A 20,071-nucleotide genomic window follows, 5' to 3' on the forward strand; every position below is an offset into this window, starting at 1 on the left:
GCCGTATGCAGTGAAAGTTGCACGTACGGTTCTTAGGAGGGCGGCATCTGGTAACAGGTGTCGCCTATCCGACAAAAGCTTGTTACACTTCTAAATACGTTACAGATAGTAGGTGGGTTCTAGATACATAAGAAGTCATGTGTGGCAAAACGCGAGACCTGCCCCGTTTATACTGGATGCAGGTGTCATTGTCTTAAGTCAACATCACTATACCGTGCATTAATACCACGCAAGGGGTTAATCTGGTTCGCATGTCTAAATAGCCGTCGGGGCCTTCACTTTGGTTCTCTTCTCTCATTGACCTTTCCGCTCGCCAAACCGCTATGTAGCCAATGATAAGTATCAGAGTGGTGAGGAACTCTTTCTGCTCACCGAGTAGCACCGCTAGCCAAGCTGCTAACACAATAACATTGCTCAGAATTAGAGCCTTGTTGCTGAATTGACTTTCGAAGTTCTCTATCCCATTACTCCATAAGATGCCCGACAAAAAGCTCAAGATAGCCACGCTGTAGGTGATGAAGAGTGTTCCGCCGCTCAAGGTAAAGAGTTGGCTATCGGTGAACGACAAAAACAGGCTGAATAAAAAGGGCACTAAACCCATATAACCGAGGCTGGTCATGGTGTTGCGTGTTTGAGTTGTTGCTATGTAATGTGAACTCATAGCTGCTGCTCTATTGCATTTTTTAGGGTAGTACTGTCTGGCGATGTAGAACTCGGGAAGGTTGCTACCACCTTGCCTTCTTTACTGATCAAGAACTTGTAGAAATTCCATCTCGGTTTGACGCCGGCTTGTTGTTGGATTTCCGAAAAGACTGGATTTGCGTCAGGCCCAGAGAGTGATGCACGCGCCATCATCGGAAAGGTCACTCCATAATCGAGATAGCAGATTTTGGCAGATTGTTCTTCGCTTCCTCTGTCTTGGCGAAAATCATTACTGGGGAATCCAACAACCGTGAATCCTTTATTTTTGTACGTTTGATGAAGTTGCTCAAGTTGCTCGAACTGAGGAGTGAAACCGCACTGGCTTGCCGTGTTTACAATCAATAAAGTTTTGCCTTGAAATTTTTCACACAGTTCAATCTCTTCGTTTGAATTTAACAGCCTTTGTTTGCCGGTTAGTATCTCAGGGCAGCTTGCTGAAAAGGCGAATGAACTGGTTAAAATCGCGATTAGGGCGGTGGAGCACAGCAGCGAATGTTTCATAGGTCTGACTCATTTTAGTTGTGATAACTGTATTACGGTTGATTGACTTGAAATGATCACTTTAAAGGCCGTTATCACTTAAGAACCCGCTATCGGTGAGGAAAATTGGGAGCCACTAAGCGCCTGATATTCACTTTGGCTCCAAGGTTAGAAGCCTGCAAGATGACTCTTTTTTTGCTTCAAGCCAATGGCCGCCCCTCCAACTCCCGTACTGCTAAATGTAGAGAGGCAGCGCTTCTATAAGTGTCGTTGATGGGGGGGGGTATTCCAATAGTATGCTCGCTTAATAGTAGGTTGGGTCACTTAAAAGTATCGGTTGTAATAAACCGCGACCAATTTGTCGTAGCTTTTCTCGAAAATTATACGGACGTCAGCTTCATTGCTGATATGAAAGCGTGAGTCCCCAACTAAGGTATAGTCCCATCCATTACCATTCAAACTTAATGAAGGTGTGATTCTCAGGTGCGTTTTCCAGTGGCTACTCCAGCTATAAAGCACGCCTAGTGGAAACTGAAAATCTGATTCATCAAAGTAGGCGAAATCGACCTGTCCGCCAGCCATCGCATAGGCTGAAAGGCGATGAGATTGGCGTGTGGCGAAACCTAAATAACCCTTGAAATATGACCGGTAACACTCATCATAATGGCACTTGCTATGTTCAAGTGAGAGAGCTAATTGCCACGCTAAGCGATCGTTTTCAAACAAATCCACATCATTAGTGTTAAGTGAAGCGACATTGAGAAAGTCTAACCTTTTAAGACGCAGTTTGTCGTCGGTGATATGAAGCTCAGTGTCCATAACCGTAAGCGCAGAATCTTTTAGCCGTGCAGCATCGATGGACAAAAAGTCATAATAAGCGCCATGCCCCCTTAAGCTGACATACCCACCATAATCGTTGCTATAACCGCTACCGATACCAAGACTGAAAGGTAGCTGAGCCTGATGAGGAGGTTTGGCTTTACTCTCCGGCCAGTCCACACTAAAGCTGTCAAACTGCAATCTCGCCAGTAATAACTTACGCTTTTGTTCCCTGTAGTTAGTGTCAGCCTCATTTTTTGTGACTATTAATAATTCTGTGTACTCGGTTAACACATCAAGGACCTTGGCTTTTTCATATTCAGAAAAATCACCGGACTGCATAAATGGCTCCAATTCCGATAGGTTTTTGGCAATGGAGAGTGCTTGCTGCCTTTCTGCATTACTTAGGGCAAGGTACTTGTTTTGAATGCGGCTATACTTCGATAGACGTTGATTGACCTTTTTAACCAAAGGCTGACCTTGGTGCTGAACGTCTGGGATTGCATGGAATATGTCAATGGGCATGTCCCATGGTTGAATTCCTGTATCAAGCGGCTGTTCTAGTACAATATTCAAAATGTCTTTAAATGCAGTAGAGCAGTTATCGCTTAGGAAGTAATAGCTGAAATCTACATTCTGTAGCTCAAACAAATGCGCCTCTATCAGCGCTACTTCTTGTTTGGTCAGGCTAAGTTCATATTCCCATAGTTCTCGCTGCTCGTTCTCCGCATAATTCCCGGTATGAAGATAGTAAGTGGCAGTGGTGTAAGTGGCGGTGTAGCCACCAAAGATACCATACAGAACATATTTAACCGGATTGTCGTCAGGATGCGCGTTCGCTCCGAAGTTAATACCCGTATCAAGTAGTTCGATATCCGCTTTGTTGTCGCCCTGACGGTTAAATTTCATCATCAGGTGACCAAAAAAAGAGGCTGGGTTTCCAAGATATCCGGTGACATAAACAAGACTGACCGACTCAGTTTTGCTGTGCTGAATCCATTGCTGATAGTCTTCGCAATCTTGTAAAGACAGATCTAAATCAGAGTCAAAGCTGTCTTTAACCCAGATGTATCGTGCAGGGTAGCGGCAATGTGCTATTGAAGATGGCGCTGTAAAAGCGTTAAGAGTAGCAATAAATTCTGCTTCTGCATTAAAGCTGCCGTTTTCGGAAAGGAAAAATTCAGGGCTGGAGATGGTGCTACTGCCATCTTTAAAATGCAGCAGTTTGGACCACTGATTAATCTGTTTTTCATTAAGTGAAGGTGACCCAGAAACTGGCCAAGAAGACAAAAGCGCTAAAAAGAGCGATATGCCCAAATAAGATGATACGACGCATCGTATCATCTGATTGTTAATGCGGATTAAGACAGCGAGCACTGCTGTGAAGCATGTTTTGCCACAATCCGGTAATAACTGTCGGCCTTCTCATGATGAGGCATTTCAGCGTAATTATCATTTGCCAGTACTTTTGCAAAATCACTTCGAATACCTTGACGTACTATCTGTTGTTCTTCCTGTTCGCATTCAAGGATATTCAGCATCGCAAGCATATGCTCACCTTCTCCCTGTACTGTCTCTTGTTCCAATTCAGGGTAGGTTCTGTCGATAAACTGTGCGGCGGCATAAAATGGACCCGAGCACGAGCCTGGGGTGGAATAATAAGAGATGGACGCGGTAGTACCTAAGTCCCAGATTACGTTAGTGGTGACGGCAAGCCAGCTGTTCGCATAGCCGTTGGCAACCCAGTGCCCCAAGCCACATCCCTTATAGATGCCATCTAGAGAAGCGTTGGCGTGTGGCAGATAAGCAAAAGTTATTAATAGCAAAGCCAAGATTTTGTTTTTCAAAATAGAGCCCCCTGTTCAAACTTTTATAGCAGAGCAAATAAATAACGCACTGCACTCTTTAAACTTTAGAACCAATTGAGGAAAAGTAAAAAGAAACTAATGTTTGGCGAGTTATACGAATGAGGCGAATGTGTGAACCATACTTTATCTTAAGAGGATGCTTGGTAGTTCTATGATTTGATAAGAAGGAGTTCCCTAGCGGTGAGTTTGGTGCTGTTATAGCTCTAGGCGGAGTCACTGCGTTTGCGGAGTCGATGCAAAAGCTTGTGGAGAAGACGGGTCATCAGCTTAAGTAATCAGCAACTGCATGCGACCAAACAATCCTTAACCTTTTTGATATTACGATATGTTTTCATGCTCAACAGCCAGACCGTCAGGCTGACGCACTTCAGCCCCAAAATGTGTTTTGATTTTCCTATCGGATGAACCTTCATTTTATGAAGCCTCACTTAACACCTGATTAAGTGATTGTGAATTCCGTCAAACAAAAACTATTTGTAAAGTCTTAGTGAGTCTTCATTCTACAAGGACGTAGACCTACCATTTAACGAGGTTACAAATGTTTATACCCAGGTCTATCTTTGTTCTAACGTCCCTTTCTATTACAACAGCATCGTTCGCTCAAGAGTCTGAAATTCAAGATATGTCAGACCCGCTTGCGGTCTACACACAGGCAGGTTTTGGCTACACCGACAGAGGACTCAACGTCAAAATCGGTCAAACCTATGATACGGGTAATGATGTCACGATGGGGATGAATGTGTTCGAAATCAAAGGTATCGCAGGCGATGTTCTAGGATGGAGTAATCGAAACAACGATGTCAGTATTGATTCGATTCGATATAGAAATTTCGGCGTTGACCTAACCAATGGCCGAGGATCTCAAGTTGACGTAAATTGGAACTTTGATAGTAATCAAGGCTCAGCATCTTATAGCTTCATCCAAGCGCTGCCGCAGATGGGCATGTTCAACTTCTACCCGTTAGCTGGCTTAGGTATTGCCGCAGGAGAAGAGTTAGAGGGGACGGCTGGTGGAGACTTAGACGCTAGCCAAGTTCGAGACCGTTACAACCTACACGGTACTTTCTACGTGGCTGGTATGTATGCAAAGATGCAATTTACAGACAAAATTTGGCTCAATTATAATCCAATGTACATGGGCACAATTTCCGGCTCATCTGCTTACAAAGAGCACGGTTTTCAGCAAGATGACTCAATCATGACCCATGAGTTTTCGTTAGGTTACCAAATAATTCCAAGAGCGAATGTTCGCTACTATGCTAACTGGACTGAAAACACTCACTACGCAGATGGTGATCATCGCATAGAGTTCAATTACCAATTTTGATTCATAGAATAAGAGTTGGTTTGCAATGTACCGAGCCAACTCTTACGTATTGACGAGTGGTTTAATCATCTCATATAGCCACAAGTGTTTTTTACTCTTTCTGTTCTTCTTGTGGATATAGGCACATAAACGCAACGTGGTAAGTTCTTCAAAATTCGTAACTTTTATCGCTCTGAGCCCTTCCCCACAATGCTGTACAAAGTTTTCTAGAGCCGGAGCAATCAAGTCCGTCTTCAACACAATTTCACGAATACTGATTGCTGATGTACTTCTATGGACAACATTAATGTCTAACCCTTTTTTGGCTACCATTTGCTCAATAAGGGAAGTATGGAAAGTATTAAAAAACGGCATTTCTATCAGGGCAAAATCGTATTCTAATAGCTCCTCAATCGTCGCCGTTTCCTTTTTAAAGGGATGATCTTCTCTCACTACCGCAACGAAGCTCACATCTCCCAGAGGAAGCTCGTAGATGTCTTTTGTCGTACTAGAAAACTGAAACTGGACAGCAATATCAACTTGATCGGTTTTCATCATTGCTGGTGTTTCGGTGGTCATATTGTGAGAAGCAAAAGTAACGTTAGGGCATAACACTGAGATTTGCTCAAACATCATCGGCGATAACCAAGGAATGATCTGTTGCCCCATATCAACCGTGATGGTGCCATCAAGCTCGCTAGGCTCAAATTCACCATGAGTATTCACCGCATTGGACAAATGAGTTAACGCTGGAGACAAGGCCGAAAAAAGACTGTCTGCGAACGGAGTCGTATCAAACCCCTTTGGAGTTTTAACAAACAACTCATCCTCAAAGTGGTCACGTAACTTATTAATATTTTGGCTAACAGCAGGAGGTGAAATAAATAGCAACTCAGAAGACTTCTTTAGATTACGTTGTTGATAAACAACAGAGAATAACTTGAGTAGGTTGAGATCAAGGTTCTTAAACTTATCGTTGCTCATCGCTGTCCCTTTATAAGTTGTATTAAGTTCAGCTTAACAGCAAGGTAACTAAATTCAACTATTCGAATCTCAATTAGCTCTTTATCATCACAGACATAGGTAATGGAATACGAATCAGCAAGCAGTTAACGCACTGATTCGGCAAAGTTTTAGAAGGACGATAATTAAACCTTCGAATAAGCGAGTCAAACATGAAAAAAACGATTCTATCTTTATCTCTAATCAGTGCATTTAGCTGTGTGGCTGCTCCAGTGACAATGGACAACTACGTTGTTGCCGAATCTGATTGGTACTTTACTGGCGTACAAGAAAAAGTTGGCGTGAACACATGGATGCATGATGACCCCGTGAGCATTGATAACCAACAAGTGATCCGTTCTAACCGTGATGTTGTCTACTCCATTGCTATCGTTGATGTCAGTAAAGGAGCTACATTCACAGTACCCCAATCTGACGAATTTCAGATTATCCACATCATTGACGAACACCACCTATTCCACCAAGTTGTGAAAAATGGTGAAACCCTAAAAGTGACAGCAGATGACATTCAAGGTGAATATGTTTACCTACTGGCAAGAACACGCGATAACGGTGACTACGCCGACACAAAACATCGCCAAAGTCAGTTGAAGTTTGAAGCGAACGCCGCAAGGCCCTATCCAGCTAAAGGCTTTGATGCCGATGAAGTGATTGCTTTCCGCGATGAGTTAGTTCGTCAGGTCAATGCCGGAGAGCAACCAATTGCTGGGCACAACGCTTTCGGAAAAACACTAAAAGACGTGGATCCACATAACTACCTATATGCGGCAGCTTATGGATGGGGTGGACTACCTATGGATACTGCTCAATATGTTCCTCTGCAAGTCACTTCAGACAAATGCCAAACATGGACCATTGAGAAGCCGTCTCTAGATTGGAAAAATAACGGGTATCTATCTGCCACTTTCTATGGAGCTGATGGCTGGATCCATGAAAATGATTTTTATATTCCGCACAGTGAGATGAAAGATAATGGCAATTCTTTCTCATTCACGACCAACTGCGAGCTGGGTACAGGTAATGCGACAGTAGAAAAAGGCGGTAATTTTTTAGTAAGAATGTACCTTCCAATTGATGCCGAGACCGTCAAAGAGCAAGCAGACAACATGTACAAAGTAACAGGTAAGTAATAGGGTTCACAATCAATTTGGATAGTGTGCCTAGTTAAAAATAGGGGTGATCTCCTTTTGCCTTTTTGCTTATCTGAATTAATGGTCTAGTTTGACGCTAGACCATTTCTATATATTGCATTCATTCAAGATGTTTATGATCAGCCTCTAGTCCTTGATGAGCACTACGATATTTATAGAACAATCACGTTGTAGGAAAAGAGCGCAGCTTAACTTCTTTGCGCTTACTCAATTCAATCTAACAATTCTTGAATCTGTTTGATAACGGCTTGTTTCTGACTTTCGCCTTGCTGATTTCCAAACGAATGATCTAAACCATCGAGTAATACAAAAGACACGTTTGAACGTGATTGTTTCACTTGCTGTGCTTGTTGTTCTGCTAGCTTAGGTGAAACATTAATATCCAACTCAGATTGCAAAATGAGCGTGTCTGCGCTTACTTTCTCTAGTATCTCAGTTTGGTCTAATGTGAACATGTCTTTCCACCAAGCGAAGCCATGACCGCTCATATTGATATCCATATATTCAACATTCACAACCGCCTTCTGAAAGCCTAAGAAACCGTTTTTTGCTTCTGTAAATGCTTCTGGTGGCATGGTCTGTTCCATATTATAGAGAACGTCATCAACAAAGAAGCGACCACCTGCGTTTAAAGAGACTAAGGTATCAATCGATGGAACTTGTGACGCTACCATAGAAGAAACCAATGCTCCTTCACTCCCGCCAAGCACAATAATATTCTCGTAATTACTATCAATGCTCTCGATTACTTGTCGGTAATCGGCTGCTCGCTGTGTGGGTGAGTCTTTTTGAATATACACAGCGGGGCAGTCGGGACTGTCTCCCTTCGGATTCCAACTAATATCTTGGTTTAGACCGTATTTCTCTACCGTGAGTAAATCCGCAGCTGGAAAGACTTGAGAAAACTGGTCGTTAATAGAAGAGCTGTGCGAGACGCTATTACAGTTCGAGCCCTGCATGATAACTAACAAGGTATCACTTTGATTTGGCGAAGAACGCGTTAAGTAATAGGTTAACGAAGAACCATCTTGTCTCTCGACAATTTGAGTAGTGGAAGAAGCATTCGCTATGCCAATAATGAACAGCGGTGTTAATAGGGTTATCCGAATTAAGCTCATTGCAAAACCTTGAGGCTAAGGTGAAAAGTTAACATCGTACTATTAGTGGACTGGTAAGCAGTTAAGTTCATATTAATTTCAAGATGCTAGATATATTCGTGATTTTAGGATTCACGAGCGTTGGTTAATACTTCTCACTCCAAAGAGCCTCTTTCTTGATGGCCCAGCTTTAGGCCTGTTCGGGTTCAGCCTGAATGTGGTTAGGCATGCGTAAAAATAGCCCGCAGCCGAGTAGCAACACACAACCACAGATAAGCCAGCTGATTGAGATGCTTAACTGCTGGCTAACATAACCAAACAGTAATGAAGAACTCATACCTCCGATGGTGATAATAAAAGAATGGATAGACAACATTGTCGAACGCATATCACTCAGAGTATTTTGATTGAGTAGGACCGATTCAGAATTGTTACCGGCAGTGAACAGAAAAAAGAACGCGAGATAGCTCAATGAAAAGCTGATTAAATCATCACTCATAGCTAAAGCCATCAACATCACTGCAGCCAGTAGGCGGCTACTCAACAACAGCATTCGATGGGAACCCTCAAACCATTTTAAGAAGTAAATGGATAATCCAGATGAAGAAGCAGCCATTAAAAAATAGAGGGCAGAAATAACGCCAAAAACCGACAACGTATATTGTTGCTCATCTAGTAAACCGGCTAAATAAGGCTGCCAAAAGTGCTCAACGACACTAAGCGTCATCCCCATCAGTAAACTACTGATCATTAAGGGCAGCAAAATCGAATGTTGACGGGCAACCGCCATTGCTTTGAGTGAGGTGCGTAACGCTAATTTGAAAGATAAAGAGGTTGTAGAACGGATATGCACTTCATCAATCAACAATAATGTCACTGCGAATAACAGCAAGTTTCCAGCGATGATCGCAAAAATATTTAGCTCAAACACAGCGGGGCCGGTCAGGCTTTGGTGGTCCGCTAAGTAATGATTAACCGTATAGTCAGGTAACCAACCGCCGATTAAGCAGCCGATCGCTAGCCCAAAGGTGACCACAATATTGACCTTCGCAAGTTCTGCATGATAACTGCTGTTTGTCGCCACCTGCTGAAAGCGGTCGTAAAACCATGCATCTAAGGTTCCTGAATAGACAGCGCGTGATGCTCCCAAAATAACGCTGGCCATGAGCAACCACTCAAAACTATCGGCAAAATACAACAGTGTGCAGCCAATGATGTTCATCAACAACGACAGCAAATAAATGGACCTGCGGCCCAAATGATCAGCGACGCTGCCAAGCGGGATTTCGAGGATTGCAGTCGTGCCAACCCAGACTGCCATGATAATCCCAATTTCCGCTAAGTTGAGGCCGTGAGCCTGGAACAGTAAAGTGAGCACCGGAATAATTAGGCCGACTATCATCCAGTGTAAGCCCTGCTGCAAAGCAAATCGTTTAGTGAGTGGTGTCATGAGAAACTCCTTATTTTGTAAGGTGAGGGTCTCATTTTGACCGTTAATATCAATAATTAGATTGGAAAGGTCTCCTTGTGATACTTTTAAGGTCATTACACTATTGAAAGGGATCGTTATGGATGAGCGTTTAGCGCAAGCCGTATGTTTGGTTATTAAGTCAGAACTCAGAAAGGAGAAGATCACTTATCAGCGCGTTGCAGAATCATTAGAAGTGTCAGAGGTCAGCGTAAAGCGATTGCTGAATAACGTGCAACCACTGTCGATGCAGCGCCTAATCAGTATTAGCCAGTTGATAGATTTACCATTGTCTAAGCTGTTGCAACGAGCCGAAAAGAGCCTTGATCATTTGCATCTATTTACAGCACAGCAAGATGAAGCCTTTTATCAGCGACCACACTTATTTACATTGTGGAGTGCGCTAGCTGAACAAAAAAGTATCGATGACCTGATTCAGCAATATGGTCTGAAGCAAACAGTGATGTATCAATATCTAAGAGAGTTAGAGCAGCTAGGTTTGATCGAGTTAAAACTGGCCAATCAATATCAGTTGCTGATGCCAGCGGACAGTGCTTTTGATAAAGGGGCGAAATTCCCCACGTATTTTATGTCGCGCCGTCTTACTCGCTTATGCCAACGAGTTGAGAATCTATCGGTAGATGATAAAGATGCATTTGTGACAAGTATGATTGCAGAGCTCACTGAGACTGAATTTCTGCAGCTTAATCAAAAGCTCGAAGAAGTGATGTTTAATCAATTACGTCAAAGTCAGGCATCTAACAAACAAAACGCTGACCAGCGTAAGCCCTACACGTTTGCGCTTATGGCAGCACAAGGAAGCGACCACGAGAAGTTAGTTTACCTGCCCAACGATAACTCTATCTAGGACTCCCGTTTTAACTAAGTACATTTTTAAAAACTCTTTAGCATCAGGCACCAATGGGCATTAGATTTCGCGTTCTTTCTAGAGCGAAAGTGTCCCATTTGGACCTAAAATCTATCTCAGTATTAAAAGCCACCTCAATAGGCGTTGTTTAGATTGAATAAAAATCTGATCAGAACACCGTAAATGAATTCAGTGCAATACCTCATCTCTGATCCGTCATGAGCAAAAATTGAACCGATATCGCCTCTCCACACGACTAATTGCCCTCTGTCATCCGGTTAAATTAAACACACCAAGGTGACCAAGTTCACACTTCTGTTAATTCACGTCTTTGATTGAGTAAGCTGTATTAAACGAGAGTCATATCCGAACCACTTTGAATCCACTGATCTGTCTATGGGGAAGAGTATTAAAACAAGAAATTCAAACACTAGTTTAAATTGTTCGATTTATGGAGCGATTTTCCACGCATTTAACGGGATGACTTTCGATTTGATCTTTATCAATATGTTAACTGTTGCGCAACATTTCGAACTAAAACTTGCATTGGAAGTGAACATTCACGTCCCCGAACCGCTTAGCACAAGGAATGAAACTATGTCTACTCAGGAAACATTTAAAGCCTTTACCTCACAGCTAGAATCTGTAACTAACCCGTTCTACAACTTCAACCAGTTAGTGACTAAAAACATCGAGACACTCACCACGATTCAGCTTGAAAGCCTGCAGGCGTACAGCGCGTTAGGTAATGAATCGCTACAAAGCTTGGCGTCATTAAAGCAGCCACAAGACATCCCTGCCTACGGCTCCAAACAGATGGAAGTGGCAAGTAAGCTTTCACAGCAACTATTGGAAGATAGCCAAAAGCTGACCCAACTTGGTCAAGATTTTAAATCTGCCGCTGATGAACTGACGGCTTCTGCGGTGAAAACCGCACAAAGTGCCTAATTTACGGTTTGTCGATTGATGGCGGAGCATGACTCCTAGCGCCGCCATCTCACAGCATCACTTCTTACAAGGATGTCAGAATGGAAAATAAATCGCCCTTTGAAGGTATGATGAATCTTATGTCCCAATACGGACAAGCATGGATGGACAATCTGGGTCAGCCAACGCAGTCCACATTGATGAAAACTCAATCAGAAGATTTTACGAAGTGGGCGGACTCATTGGTGCAGAACCCAACCAATATGGTCGAGCAACAGATGAATTGGTGGGCACAACAAGTCAATCTGCTCAATGATTGTATCCTCGGCACTCAAGAACAAACCAAAGAGACCGACCGCCGTTTCCGTGACCCTTCTTGGAACGAAACACCACTTTATCGCTACATCAAAGAGAGCTACAAACTCGCTTGTGACAACATTCAGCAATCGGTTGAAAACAGTGAAGGGCTAGATGACGATACCAAAGCTCGCCTTTCATTTTTCACTCGTCAGTATCTCAATGCGATGTCGCCAAGTAACTTTGTGTCGACCAACCCAGAAATACTAAAACTGACCATGGACAGCAATGGTGAAAACCTGATCCAAGGGATGAAGCAATTCCGTCAGGACTTAGAGCAAAGTGTCGACATACTCAATATTCGAATGACGGATAAGAGCCAGTTCACCTTGGGTGAGAATATTGCCTCAACGCCTGGAAAAGTCGTCTTCCAAAATGAGATGTTTGAGCTGATTCAATACAAGCCGACCACAGAGCAAGTTTATAAACGTCCGACACTTATCGTTCCGCCATTCGTGAACAAGTATTACATCATGGACGTAAACCCAGAAACGTCTTACGTGAAATGGTTAGTCAGCCAAGGTCACACGGTATTTATGATCTCTTGGGTGAACCCTAACGCTCAAATGCGAGATGTCGACTTTGGAAGCTATGTAACGCAAGGTGTGTTACCCGCGCTTGATGCGATTGAAAGTGTCACCGGCGAGCGAGAAGTTAACGGCATTGGCTACTGCATTGGCGGTACAACCTTAGTTGCGGCCATGGCTTACCTTTCTGGCAAGCGCCGAAAACAGCGCATCAAATCGGTCACTCTTCTGACCACAATCCTCGATTTCACTAAGCCCGGTGAGCTTGGTGTCTTCATCAATGACCCCATCATTAGTAGCATCGAAGCACAAAACAACCAACGCGGTTATATGGACGGTCGTCAAATGGCTGTGTCATTCAGTCTGCTTCGTGAAAACAGCCTGTATTGGAACTACTACATCTCCAACTACTTGAAGGGTGAAAGCCCAATGGCGTTTGACCTGCTTTATTGGAACTGTGACAACACCAATGTGACGGCAGCAACGCATAACCAACTATTGCGTCAGTGCTATCTTGAAAATCGATTAGCCAAAGGCGAACTGGTGATTGATGGCGTAACCATTGATCTAGGTAAGATTAAATCGCCAGCCTATTTCCTGTCTGCGATTGATGACCATATCGCCTTGTGGGATGGCAACTTTGAAGGCACAAAACTGCTTGGTGGAGACAACAAGTTTGTACTGGCTGAAAGCGGGCACATCGCGGGGCCAATGAACCACGCTGACTCAAATAAATATGGCTTCTGGACCAATGACAATAACGACCAAGCACCACCTCAATGGCTTGCAAGTGCCGACAAGCATCAAGGCTCCTGGTGGTCGCATTGGCAAACCTGGGTTGATGAACGCAACTTCTCAGAAATGATTGAAGCTCGTGAACTAGAAGGGGAGCTGGATGCCCCTGGTGAATACGTGAAACAGCGTATTCAAGACGTCATTGCACAAGAAACAGAAATGGAAAAGGAATCCGCATAATGAAGCCAGAAATCGGCCAAACTGCCACCATAGAAAAGACCCTAGACAAGCAAACCGTGGAAGCGTTTGCGAGTGTCTCGGAAGACTACAACCCAATCCATTTAGATGAAGAATTTGCCAAAAACACCCAATTTGAACGCCCGATCGTACATGGTATGTTGGCATCGAGCCTTATCTCTGGTTTGTTGGCCTCAAAAGTACCCGGCGCGGGCAGCATCTACTTAGGGCAGTCTTTGAAGTTTGTTCGCCCTCTCTTTGTTGGCGAAACCGTCACAGCCAAGGTGGAAGTCACAAGTGTGAGAGAAGATAAACCGATCGCCGTAATTTCCACTCAAGTGTTGAATGCCGATGGTCAAATCGCCGTTGATGGTGAAGCAACGGTCATGTGCTCCGTGTAGCCAATTGGGTATGAAGTGACACGAACGAGTATGGGACTACCTGCCAATTTGTTAACGTGTCAGTTGCCAATGTTGAGTTAGAAGCCTTGGCCTGAGTGAAATCAGGCCAAGTGATTGAATTAAAATTTGTAGTTCACACCCGCTGAAAGCAAGTATTCCGAGTCATTGTAGAAATCAATATTTGAAGAACTGCTTCCGTAACCTGCGAACGAGATAAGCGAGACATCTTCCCAGCCCATAAATTGGTCATATTCTTAGGCGGCGAACAGGCTTACTTCATTATCACTGCGAGTCTCGTTAAACATAGGGTTTGAGCCATCGTAGCTGCGAGTTTCGTAGCCAGCCGTTAGTGCAAACTGATGACGATCTAAAACTTTAAAGTAGGTAATGTCTGTTCCATAGGCTTTGTAGGCCATCGCTTCGCCGTCTGCAGAGCGTACTCTGTAGCTTAACGATGGAATCAGACCTGACGTCTGATTGAGCATATATTTATACTCACCTTTAACGAACATAACGCTGCCATCGCGCTGAAGTTTAGCTTGCTCTGATGCACTTAAATCGGAGCCAGATGCTTCATCTTTCACATCAATGTTGGCGTAGGCCATATCCAGCGTGAAATCACTACCAGCAATCGATTCCAGCTTTAATCGATAGGCATTGCCTGTTTCGTCTGTCACTTCTCGTACGGAGTTAATTGCGTATGGGTCGCTCCATGTTTCCCCTGATACCACAGTTGGAAGAAATGATGCGTCAACCACCATGCCAGACTCGAGTTCTTGTTTATAACCAATTTCAAAAGCGAAATCACCAACGGCGATATCTTCACGCGAAGTACCGATATATACCTGTTTATCTAACTGATGCCCGAACGTGTAATTGATTTGTCCTAGTGGCGCGACAAGCATTTGCCCATTGGATTCACCTTCAGAATTAAGATCCGATATTGGATCTTTAACATCTGTATTGAAGTTAGACGATTGAGACATATAGCCAGTATTGAGAGAGATTTCACCACCAAATCCAGCTTCTGGCGCCAGCTCAGCAATTGAAGAATAACTCACAAAACAGCTTAGAATGGAAAGTGAAAGGGTCGTTTTATTCATGATTAACATCTCTGATTAATTGGAACTCAACTTTAAAAAGTGGGATGTTGAATAAATGTCTATTTCAGAGGAGGAGGTGCGTTTTTCTTTGTGAAAAGGGGAATCGACCTTGGTGAATACGTGTGCCGAGCCCTGAAATGCCCTAGAACATTTCAGGACTTGTAACGACCACCATGAGCTTTAGCTATCTGTTGTTCGATTTAAACTCGCAGTGCACCCGTTGCTATTCATGTTGTCTTTCAACTTGAAGGACCAACCATATACATTACATAGGCGTCTTACGATCAAAAGCCCCAAGCCATGCTCGGTTTCATTTTTATCGGATAACCCGGTGCCTGTGTCTTGAACGGAAATTTGGTCACTAGCCACGTGGATGATAATCGAGCCTTTTTCTGTAAATCGAATTGAATTGTTGACGATGTTTTTCAGAATCATTTTAAGTACAGGCAATGGGAAATTGAGTGTGGTATCTGGTGCAATACTTAGCGTTACTTCCACACCGAGTTTTGCCTTTTTAGTGAGTCCTGAAATAGAAATGTCTTGCTCGCTGACTGCCCATACTTCATCGCTAGATGCTGCGTTCTCTTGTTTGACTATATTGAGCAAAATCTCAACGGTCGATTGCATATTGTCAGCCGCATCAATAATTCTATGGCGTTGTTTAGCCTGAAATTCTGCGTCTTCTTCTTTCATGGCTTGTAAGTTTGCCGCACCTGAAATAATCGCAATTGGTGTTTTCAGTTCATGGCTCGCGTATTTTGCGAACATCATTTCTTGTTTCACCACTCTTTCTTTCATTTGTGTATAGCTGTTGAGGTGATTGGTCAGCTGCTTAATTTCATCAATGGTATTTTCCGATACCGAAAACTGCGATCTTTCCTCGTCTTTTAGCTGTTGGCTCAACTCGACTACTGGTGACATGAGTTCATCAAACATTCGCTTGGTCGAAATGCTTAATATCCCGACAAGAAACAGCATTAGTAACGTGGATATGCTCAATAAGACATCCCAATTACCGTTATCGCGGCGCTTCTGTTCTCGTTGATTGAGTGTACTTTTACGTTACCTGCTCACCTTGCGAATTCATTAAAGAACGAAGAGAAGAAAAAGCAAAAAGAACAACGTTTCAACCGTGTGATTAACCAATACCAGTCTCTTTTAGCCCGTTGTTTAGAATGGAAAAAGTCTGTACTGCTGGTCGCTGTGCTCGCGCTTACCGGGAGTTGTGCTTTATTGACGACACTTAAGCTGGATATCTTCCCAAGCGAAACGGCTAAATACATAGAAATATACACAGAGGTTGCGCCAGGGGCATCGCTAAAACAGGTGCGTAAAGCGCATTCAGTGTTTGAAGATACTATAGCGCAGCTTGGTGAGGATGAGCTGGTTTCCTACAGTATGACTTATGGCAGCCCGGCAAGTAATGGCTTACTGACGCTGACCAACTTTGCGCAACGTGATAGAACCGCCAATCAGATAGCCGACAGTTTAAACGAGAAATTGAAAGACGTTCCCGCGATTAATTTTGTGAAATTTACGGTCGACGCTGGTGGCCCCCCTCCGGGCGAGCCTATTGAGATTCGTGTGATCAGTAATAATGAAACAGAGCGTAATCATGCGGTTGGCCTCGTCATGGCTTGGATGAAAGAGCAACCAAGCTTAGATAAGGTGACGAATAACGAACAGCTTACCGATCCACAGCTGCAAATATTGCCACAATATGAATGGTTAGCTCGTTACAATCTGACGGTTCAAGACCTAGCGACCACGCTGCGTATAGCTTTCGACGGTGAGAGTGTCACGTCAACTTGGATTGGCGATCAAGAAGTGAACTTACGTGTTTTATTAGATGAGGAATATCGCAATCTTGAACGTCTGAAAACGACCAAGATTACCACTCCAAGTGGGGTTAAAGTGCCTCTGAACCGCCTCGCCAAAGTGCAAGAGGTGCAGGCTCCGCGTGAGCTTTTACACTACAACGGCGACCGCCAAGTACTGGTAAGTGCACAAATAGTGGATGAAGCGATAGGTTCAGGTGAGTTAAGCCAGCAACTTTCAGATGCATTGGCACAGCAAGTAGGAAAAAGTGTGCTCCTAGACATTGGCGGTGAAGCCGAGAATACCAGTGACACTATGTCTGGCTTTTTTGTCGCTTTCCCTGCGGCTATGGTCGGGATCTATTTTGTACTCGCGATTATGTTTAGCTCTTTATTACAGCCAGTGCTGATCATGGCGGTGATCCCGTTTGCGGTAGTTGCAGCGCTGATGGCACTGTTTGTTCACATGCAGCCTTTATCTTTGTTCGCTCTGATTGGTGTGCTAGGTATGACAGGAGTTGTGGTCAACAATTCGTTGGTATTGATAAATCGCATTAATGAACTTAAAGCGGAAGGTTTACAAGTGATGGACGCAGTAATTAAAGCAGCCGCCAGCCGACTAAGGCCAATACTGTTAACGTCCATTACCACTGTGGTTGGACTATTGCCACTCGCTTATGGCATTGGCGGTACCGACGTGTACATGGGTCCAATGTCTCTAACCTTAGGTTACGGACTCTTATTCTCACTGCCTGTCGTGTTAATTGTCATTCCATGTCTGTATACGCTTTGCTTTAGCCACAAAAATACGAAATCAGGTTTGTAAGCATAGGAAGTGATTGCTAGTTGGGAAAACTTATCCAAAACCCTCGTAATCTGAGGGTTTTGTCTTTCATCCCCCTCGTAACCAGTGAGTCTGGAACCTTGGTTATATACCTCATTGGTAAATCGACTTAGCTATCCGTAACCCTCTATCCATGCTTTAGTTACAACCCACATTGAGCGATATAGAACAATGCTCTATTTTTGAGTCTAACCTCTGATTTATGTCGATAACCCACTGTTTATAAAAGAACATTCCAGTAAAGTTGTGGCAACATAGAACTAGATAGAAAGACTCTGTATTTTATTGGGGAAATTTTCTGTCTAAAACTGCTATGTGATAAGGAGGACACATTGAATATCGAATACAAAGTTAATCAGCAGATCTCAGCAGATCTCGGCTGACGAGTTCATTGACTTGCTTAAGCGCTCGACGCTAGGTGAGCGCAGACCGATAGAAAATATAAAATGTATCGACGGTATGTTGAACAATAGCAATCTCATAATCACGGCTTGGGTGGGCACCAAACTTGTGGGAATTTCTCGCTCTATTACGGATTTCCATTATTGCTGTTATCTTTCAGATCTTGCTGTTGATGAAGAATACCAAAGGCTAGGTATAGGTAAGCAGTTACAAGTTCAAACTCAAGTTCAAATAGAGCCTACATGTAAACTGTTTTTAATCGCCGCACCGGCAGCCAATGATTACTATGGACAAATTGGCTACACCAAAAACGAGCGGTGTTGGGTACTGGAGCGCGGTAGTGAGATTATCACATAACAATAAATTTGAGCGTGATTCACAACACTTGGCGCCATTTGGTTGGAGGAGATTATGAATCCATCGGCGGTTCTTGTTCATGTACCAGATGTAGCGAAAGGGCTTGAATGGTACAAGAAAGCTTTTCCTGAAGCGGTTCCGGTTTACCACCCTGACTTTGACTTCACGGTACTCGACATAAATGGTTTCTCGCTAGAAATAGTCCAAGCTGACGAAAAGGTTGGTACTGGTAGAAGTGGCACTGTTGTTTACTGGTCAGTAGATAATTTATCTGTTTCTTTAGCTCATTTTGAAGCTCTAGGTGCGTATCTTTATCATGGACCAATGGAAATTGAAGGTGGGCTGTCGATGTGTCAAGTTGAAGACCCGTTTGGAAACTTAATAGGATTACGTGGGAAAAACACATAACCAGCTGTTCAAGAGTGATTCACAACGCGTGGTATTTTCATCATGCGTTGATTTTAGTTATATAGGTGGTATGCAGAAACACTCTATTGCGTTGCTCACCACTTCAGCGGGCGTCATGTTATTTAATGGTATGGAAACACAATGTTAGAAATTGAAAAGGTCAACGAATCAAATATTGAAGAAGTTAAGAATGTACGTTTGGCAGCTGAACAGGTTAAGTTTGCGGGAACAGCGGACGAATTTTTAGCCAGTGGGAATGAAACCGTTCATTTGCATGTTATTAAAAATAACGGTGCCGTAATTGGTTTCTTTAAACTAGATGTCACTTACTCTGATGATTATGAGTTTTGTCCTAAAGACGGGCTAGGCTTAAGAGCTTTCGCTGTCGATATCAACAGTCAAGGTAAAGGATTGGGGACGAAAGCGGTTAAAGCGCTATTTCTCTATTTAGAGGCGCATTACTCTATGTTTAATTGGGTTTACCTAACAGTTAACTGCAAGAATCCCGGAGCGAAACTGTGTTATGAAAAGGGTGGCTTTGAAAGCGATTCTAAATTATATCTAGGTGGCCCAGCAGGCCCTCAATACATAATGTGTGGGAACATCGCATAATAAACAACTTAAGCTGATCCGCCACGCTCGGCGCTTTCGGTTGCAATTTGTATAGTAACTACGGTGAAGTGTTTGAGTATGGTGGCAGCGTTGCTCAACACTTATTGGGCGTTATGCCTAAGAGGTGAAATCATGAATATGAAGGAGTTTTCAAGTTTGGTTGGCTTGTCGTCTCACACTCTTCGATATTATGAAAAAATAGGTTTGCTCAAAAATATCCAACGAAATAGAAGTGGGCATCGAGTTTATACTTCGAAAGATCTGGGCTGGATTGAATTTGTGAAGCGTCTAAAAGAAACGGCGATGCCTCTCGAAGAAATTCTCGAGTATGCGCTGCTAAGGGAGTCAGGGGTAGATACGGTATTACAGCGTCAGGTGCTGCTAGAGCAACACAGAGAAAACTTGTTAGCTCATATCGAACAACAACAGTCACACCTTATTGCCTTAGAAGAAAAAATTAAACTTCTTAGTATCAAGTTTGAAGAGCGACACTTTCTACAGATGCGCATGAATATACTCCGTTGGTGTTCTATACCCAAGTCTTTTGCGTGGGCGCATATTT

16 protein-coding genes and 4 pseudogenes are annotated in these 20,071 nt (G+C 43.4%); 11 read left to right on the forward strand and 9 right to left on the reverse strand.

The genetic code is table 11. The features are described 5' to 3' along the window. Positions 1-193 precede the first annotated feature (193 nt). The 4 genes from ACHUFI_RS21870 to ACHUFI_RS21885 form a co-directional block, all read right to left on the reverse strand. On the reverse strand, positions 194-661 hold the full coding sequence (locus tag ACHUFI_RS21870; RefSeq protein ID WP_394253053.1) for a DUF3429 domain-containing protein: 468 nt from the start codon (positions 659-661) through the stop codon (positions 194-196). Further along, entirely contained in the window at positions 658-1,203 is a 546-nt protein-coding gene (locus tag ACHUFI_RS21875; RefSeq protein ID WP_394253055.1) for a glutathione peroxidase, read from the reverse strand. Before ACHUFI_RS21875 ends, ACHUFI_RS21870 begins: the two co-directional genes overlap by 4 nt. A gap of 303 nt (positions 1,204-1,506) precedes the next feature. Beyond that, positions 1,507-3,291: an Lnb N-terminal periplasmic domain-containing protein gene (locus ACHUFI_RS21880; RefSeq protein ID WP_394253057.1), complete on the reverse strand. Its 1,785-nt coding sequence runs from the start codon at positions 3,289-3,291 to the stop codon at positions 1,507-1,509. Between the two features lie 71 nt (positions 3,292-3,362). Next, positions 3,363-3,827 (reverse strand): DUF3015 family protein, encoded by a 465-nt coding sequence (locus tag ACHUFI_RS21885; RefSeq protein WP_394253059.1) that lies wholly within the window; start codon positions 3,825-3,827, stop codon positions 3,363-3,365. Between the two features lie 580 nt (positions 3,828-4,407). On the opposite strand from ACHUFI_RS21885, the gene ACHUFI_RS21890 reads away from it, so the two are divergent. Then, complete coding sequence (locus ACHUFI_RS21890; protein WP_394253061.1) at positions 4,408-5,196, forward strand: hypothetical protein; 789 nt, start codon at positions 4,408-4,410, stop codon at positions 5,194-5,196. 42 nt (positions 5,197-5,238) lie between these two features. Here ACHUFI_RS21890 and ACHUFI_RS21895 read toward each other — a convergent pair whose 3' ends face one another. Further along, entirely contained in the window at positions 5,239-6,159 is a 921-nt protein-coding gene (locus ACHUFI_RS21895) for a LysR family transcriptional regulator (protein ID WP_394253063.1), read from the reverse strand. 191 nt (positions 6,160-6,350) lie between these two features. Between ACHUFI_RS21895 and ACHUFI_RS21900 the strand changes: the two genes are divergently transcribed. Next, positions 6,351-7,328 (forward strand): hypothetical protein, encoded by a 978-nt coding sequence (locus ACHUFI_RS21900; protein ID WP_394253065.1) that lies wholly within the window; start codon positions 6,351-6,353, stop codon positions 7,326-7,328. A gap of 233 nt (positions 7,329-7,561) precedes the next feature. Here the strand turns inward: ACHUFI_RS21900 and ACHUFI_RS21905 are convergent, their stop codons facing one another. Further along, on the reverse strand, positions 7,562-8,467 hold the full coding sequence (locus ACHUFI_RS21905; RefSeq protein ID WP_394253067.1) for an alpha/beta hydrolase: 906 nt from the start codon (positions 8,465-8,467) through the stop codon (positions 7,562-7,564). Between the two features lie 169 nt (positions 8,468-8,636). Then, entirely contained in the window at positions 8,637-9,896 is a 1,260-nt protein-coding gene (locus ACHUFI_RS21910; RefSeq protein ID WP_394253069.1) for an MFS transporter, read from the reverse strand. A 118-nt stretch (positions 9,897-10,014) separates the two neighbouring features. On the opposite strand from ACHUFI_RS21910, the gene ACHUFI_RS21915 reads away from it, so the two are divergent. The 4 genes from ACHUFI_RS21915 to ACHUFI_RS21930 all read left to right on the forward strand — a co-directional run bounded on the left by ACHUFI_RS21915 (position 10,015) and on the right by ACHUFI_RS21930 (position 13,966). After that, positions 10,015-10,782, forward strand: coding sequence for an XRE family transcriptional regulator (locus tag ACHUFI_RS21915; protein ID WP_394253071.1), 768 nt, complete (start codon positions 10,015-10,017; stop codon positions 10,780-10,782). A gap of 597 nt (positions 10,783-11,379) precedes the next feature. Next, positions 11,380-11,730, forward strand: a complete 351-nt coding sequence (locus ACHUFI_RS21920) for a phasin family protein (RefSeq protein WP_394253073.1) — start codon at positions 11,380-11,382, stop codon at positions 11,728-11,730. Between the two features lie 80 nt (positions 11,731-11,810). After that, on the forward strand, positions 11,811-13,568 hold the full coding sequence (gene phaC / locus ACHUFI_RS21925) for a class I poly(R)-hydroxyalkanoic acid synthase (protein WP_394253075.1): 1,758 nt from the start codon (positions 11,811-11,813) through the stop codon (positions 13,566-13,568). Continuing rightward, on the forward strand, positions 13,568-13,966 hold the full coding sequence (locus ACHUFI_RS21930; RefSeq protein ID WP_394253077.1) for a MaoC family dehydratase: 399 nt from the start codon (positions 13,568-13,570) through the stop codon (positions 13,964-13,966). Before phaC ends, ACHUFI_RS21930 begins: the two co-directional genes overlap by 1 nt. 119 nt (positions 13,967-14,085) lie before the next feature. On the opposite strand, the pseudogene ACHUFI_RS21935 reads toward ACHUFI_RS21930, so the two are convergent. Together ACHUFI_RS21935 and ACHUFI_RS21940 are read right to left on the reverse strand one after the other, a co-directional pair. Continuing rightward, positions 14,086-15,069: pseudogene (locus ACHUFI_RS21935) on the reverse strand (DUF2860 domain-containing protein). A gap of 180 nt (positions 15,070-15,249) precedes the next feature. Beyond that, positions 15,250-16,068: a sensor histidine kinase gene (locus tag ACHUFI_RS21940; RefSeq protein WP_394253079.1), complete on the reverse strand. Its 819-nt coding sequence runs from the start codon at positions 16,066-16,068 to the stop codon at positions 15,250-15,252. Positions 16,069-16,074: 6 nt separating this feature from the next. Between ACHUFI_RS21940 and ACHUFI_RS21945 the strand changes: the two are divergent. From ACHUFI_RS21945 to ACHUFI_RS21965, 5 genes and pseudogenes are all read left to right on the forward strand, one after another. Beyond that, positions 16,075-17,712: pseudogene (locus ACHUFI_RS21945) on the forward strand (efflux RND transporter permease subunit); the annotation flags it as partial. A gap of 350 nt (positions 17,713-18,062) precedes the next feature. Further along, positions 18,063-18,489, forward strand: a pseudogene (locus ACHUFI_RS21950) (GNAT family N-acetyltransferase). 54 nt (positions 18,490-18,543) lie between these two features. Next, on the forward strand, positions 18,544-18,897 hold the full coding sequence (locus ACHUFI_RS21955; protein ID WP_394253081.1) for a VOC family protein: 354 nt from the start codon (positions 18,544-18,546) through the stop codon (positions 18,895-18,897). A 141-nt stretch (positions 18,898-19,038) separates the two neighbouring features. After that, a complete protein-coding gene (locus ACHUFI_RS21960; RefSeq protein ID WP_394253083.1) occupies positions 19,039-19,509 on the forward strand; it encodes a GNAT family N-acetyltransferase in 471 nt (156 codons plus the stop codon). 132 nt (positions 19,510-19,641) lie between these two features. Continuing rightward, a pseudogene (locus ACHUFI_RS21965) lies at positions 19,642-19,974 on the forward strand (MerR family transcriptional regulator); the annotation flags it as partial. Positions 19,975-20,071 lie beyond the last annotated feature (97 nt).

This window comes from Vibrio profundi (assembly GCF_043642225.1).
Classification (GTDB): Bacteria; Pseudomonadota; Gammaproteobacteria; order Enterobacterales; family Vibrionaceae; genus Vibrio; species Vibrio profundi_A.